This window comes from Roseicyclus marinus, from assembly GCF_030163795.1.
GTDB lineage: Bacteria > Pseudomonadota > Alphaproteobacteria > Rhodobacterales > Rhodobacteraceae > Roseicyclus > Roseicyclus marinus.
Map to the genome: position 1 here is coordinate 1 of NZ_JASJOF010000024.1, position 3,600 is coordinate 3,600.

Consider the following 3,600-nt stretch of genomic DNA (forward strand, 5'->3'; position numbering starts at 1 on the left):
GGGGCCTGCGGGCGGCGAGCGGGGGCGCGCGCCGCCGTCACCAGATCGCGCAGCGCGGTGGTCAGCGCGTTGATGTCGCCACGCAGCGCCAGCACATCCTCGTTCCGGCCCGCGCCGAGATCTTCGTAGATCTTGAGCAATTGGACGTCGATGGAGCGCAGGCGCATCCGGCTTTCGTCGTCGATGCCGCCGCCCCGCTGGCCTTCTTCGAGCACTTGCGACAGGCGTTCCTGCGCCGCGGCAAGCCGTTCGGTCGCCTGTGCCGGGCCGGGGCCGAGTTTCGCGGTCAGAGCGTCGATAGAACCCGCAAGCTGCAGCAAGCGATCCTCGGTCGCGGCGCGGCGGGTTTCGGCTTGCGCGAAGAGCGATTGCAGCGTGTCCATCTGGTCGACCATGTGATCGAGCACGGTGGCAATCGCGCCGCGGTCGACGCCACCGCCCTCGCCCTCGCCGCTGGCGAAGCTGACGCGGGTGATGGAGGCCAGCCATTCCTCGAGCTGGCGGTAGAAGCGGTTCTGGCCGTGGCCGGCGTAAAGTTCCAAAAGGCCCACGACGAGCGACCCGGCCAGACCCAGAAGCGAGGAGGCGAAGGCCGTGCCCATGCCGCCAAGCTGATCCTCGAGCCCGTTCATCAGGCGGGCGAAGACGGCGACGCCCTCTTCCCCTTCACCGGGCTGAAGGGAGCGGATCGTGTCGACCACGGCGGGGATCGTGGTGGCCAGACCAAAGAACGTCCCCAGAAGCCCGAGGAAGATCAGCAGGTTGGCGATGTAGCGCGTGATGTCGCGGCTTTCTTCCATCCGGCTGCCGACGCTGTCGAGCATCGAGCGCGCGGCGGCCCCCGTGACCTGCAGACCGCGCCCGCGCACCCGCGCGATGCCGGTCATCGCGGCCAGAAGCCGAGGGGGGCGTTCGCTTGCGTCTTGCGGGGCTGCGCCTGCGATCTGTTCGATCCAGGCGACAGAGGAAAACAGCTGCGCCACCTGGAAGAAACAGGCGAAGACGCCGATGATGAAGACGACGCCGATGGTGCCGTTGAGGATGGGCGAGGCGAGGAAAACCGGCTGCACCTGCGGCCAGACCAGCACGCCGCCCGCTGCGACCGCGGCACAGATCAGGATCATCAGCACGATCTGTTGCGTGGGACGCGTGATGCGGGGACCGCCGCCTTGCCGCGTCATGCGCGGCTCTGGCGCCGCGGCGCCCGTGTCTGCTCTGCTCGCCATGGCTCCGGCCCGGTTCTTGGTGTTGCCTCAGCGCAATCTAGCCGGGCCTGCGCCATAAGCCAATGCCGCAATGCGGAGAGCGTCAGGCAGCCTTGAGCGCGTGGACCCGTTCGACCAGCCAGTCGAGATCGGGATCGGGCAGGCCAAGCGCGTGGAGATGCCGGGCGGTGTTCATCAGGTATTCGTCGTTCGGGCCGCGCCCGCCGACGGCACGGGCGATGATACGGGCCTGTTCCTCGAGATCGAGGGTGCAATATTGCTCGTGCGCGGGGTCGATCACGTAGGTCAGGACATTCTCCTGCCGGCCGCCCTCGGCGAACTCCACCTGCTGGCGGGTTTCGAGGTAGGCGGATGAGATCAGCTCGCGTTCGCGCAGATAGGCGAGGGTGTGGTCCGCATCGGCGGGTTCGACGCGAAAGGCGATGCCGTGGCAGATCGCACCGGGCTTGTGGTCCAGCGCGAGGACGAGGCCCGGCGCCTCGGGCGTGCCGCGATGGTGGATCGAGGACATGCAGAAGCTGCGGTGCCAGTCATGGAGCCGCGCAACGCGGGTTTCGACCACGGGGAAACCGGGGTTCCAGAGCAGGGATCCGTATCCGAAGACCCACAGATCGTCCATTTTCCCGTCGCCTCCTGCATGGCCAGCCGCCCACGGGGGCGCTATAGCGGGGCCAGCATCTGGACGATAGGGGTTTGGGGGATGAAACGGCTGTTGGCGGCATGTGTGGGTGCGGTCGTGCTGGCATCAGGCGCGTGGCTGGGCTGGGCTACCGTCACGGAACGCGCCGTGACCGGTTGGCTGGATGCGCGCGAGGCGGAGGGCTGGGTGGTGACCCGGCAAGATGTCGAGGTCGCAGGCTTTCCCACCGAATTCGTCACCCGTTTCACCGATCTGACGCTGGCCGACCCGGTAACGGGACTGGCGTGGACGGCCCCGACCTTCACCCTGCGGCAGGCGGTGTTCGACCCCGGCCGGATCGAGGCGGTTTGGCCCGACACCTATACCATCGCCTCGCCCTACGAGCGGTTGACGATCACGGCGGGGGAACTGTCCTCGACTCTGGACCTGCGGCCGGGTGCGAACCTTGCGCTTGAGGCCTCCGAGACGCGGATGCGCGATCTGACCGTCGACAGCACGCTGGGCTGGCAGAGCCATTTGGCCGAGGGCCGGGTGGAGATGCGCCTGCAACCGGGCGAGACGGCACGCTATGCGATCGGGTTTCGCGCGACGGATTTCACCCCACCCGAGGCGATCGCGGATCTGATCGACCCGGCGGGCCTGTTGCCCGAGGCGATCCCGGTTGTCCTGTCCGAGGCTTTCGTGACCTTCGACCGGCCTTGGGACTTGTCCGCGATCGAGATCGCCCGCCCGCAGCCCACCCGGATCGACCTGTCCGAGACGCGGGCGGAATGGGGCGACCTGATGTTGCGGCTCTCGGGTGGTCTGGATGTCGATGCCGAAGGACGGCCCACGGGCGACATTGCGATCCGCGCGCAGAACTGGCCCGCGATGCTGGACATGGCCGAGCGCGCGGGGCTGTTGGGACCGGGGCTGCGATCCTCGGTCGAAACGGGGCTGGGGTTTCTGGCCGGTCTGTCAGGCCGCCGCGAGGATCTGGACGTGACCCTGCGCCTCGAGGCGGGGTTCATGTTCCTCGGGCCGCTGCCCATCGGCGAAGGTCCGCGGCTGCGCCTGCGCTAGGGCGCGTCGCGTTCGGGACCGCGCCGCGCGGCTGGCGTCAGCGGCAATAGGGGCCGGAGCGGTATCTGGCCACGTCGAAATGGAAATGGTCGCGGTGGAACCGGTCCGAATTCGGGCCAAGCACCGTGCCGAAGGGCCCGCAGGCGCCCCGATGCAGGTCGCGCAGGATGCGCCCGTCGCGGCCCCCGCCCCAATCGCTCAGAACCGTCAGCTCCGACCCGTTGGCCAATCCGATCCCCGCGATGTCGATCGCATTGCCCCGTCCGTGTTCCGAAATGCGCGCGCCGGCCTGATTGTTGCGCGTGCGGCAGGCATAGGAAGCCACCACCCGGAGCGAGGACACCCCGCCGCCTGTGCGCCCCACGGTCGGCACGAGGCTGCGCTGCACCCAGGTCTGGAGGGCGCGGGCCGTGTCGCAATTCACCGTCGCGGGGCTGCTGAGGGCGATGCCGTCGACCGAGCGCAGGCGCACCGGCTCGGCGATGCCGCAGCCGCTGGACCGGCCGGTGATCGGCTCCAGCCTTTCCCCGACAAGGCCCGGAATGCCGCAGAGATCGCCGCTCCGGCTGCCCGGCTGGGTGACACGGCCGGGGATCTGGCGGGTAGCCGTGGCGCGCACGCGCTGTTCCAGACCGTCGGGGCGCAGGCTGGGCCGCAGCGAGCGCGGGATGG

At 69.1% G+C, this 3,600-nt stretch carries 4 protein-coding genes; 1 reads left to right on the forward strand and 3 read right to left on the reverse strand.

The window, feature by feature from the left end; translation table 11 throughout:
• Both QQK63_RS17675 and QQK63_RS17680 read right to left on the reverse strand, forming a co-directional pair.
• A partial coding sequence (locus QQK63_RS17675) for a biopolymer transporter ExbB (protein ID WP_284283261.1) occupies positions 1 to 1,226 on the reverse strand: 1,226 nt, incomplete at its 3' end.
• 82 nt (positions 1,227 to 1,308) lie between these two features.
• The gene (locus QQK63_RS17680; protein WP_277826915.1) at positions 1,309 to 1,845 is read right to left on the reverse strand and encodes a gamma-glutamylcyclotransferase; all 537 of its coding nucleotides are present in this window, start codon (positions 1,843 to 1,845) and stop codon (positions 1,309 to 1,311) included.
• 81 nt (positions 1,846 to 1,926) lie between these two features.
• On the opposite strand from QQK63_RS17680, the gene QQK63_RS17685 reads away from it, so the two are divergent.
• Entirely contained in the window at positions 1,927 to 2,928 is a 1,002-nt protein-coding gene (locus QQK63_RS17685; protein WP_277826913.1) for a DUF2125 domain-containing protein, read from the forward strand.
• 37 nt (positions 2,929 to 2,965) lie between these two features.
• Here QQK63_RS17685 and QQK63_RS17690 read toward each other — a convergent pair.
• Positions 2,966 to 3,600 (reverse strand): extensin-like domain-containing protein (locus QQK63_RS17690; RefSeq protein WP_348540443.1); only part of this gene is annotated, 635 nt, incomplete at its 5' end.

What these genes read in the sequence shown, in the direction of transcription:
- QQK63_RS17680 (WP_277826915.1), bottom strand. Translation starts at nt 1,845, where the DNA reads ATGGACGATCTGTGGGTCTTCGGATACGGATCCCTGCTCTGGAACCCC.
- QQK63_RS17685 (WP_277826913.1), top strand. Translation starts at nt 1,927, where the DNA reads ATGAAACGGCTGTTGGCGGCATGTGTGGGTGCGGTCGTGCTGGCATCA.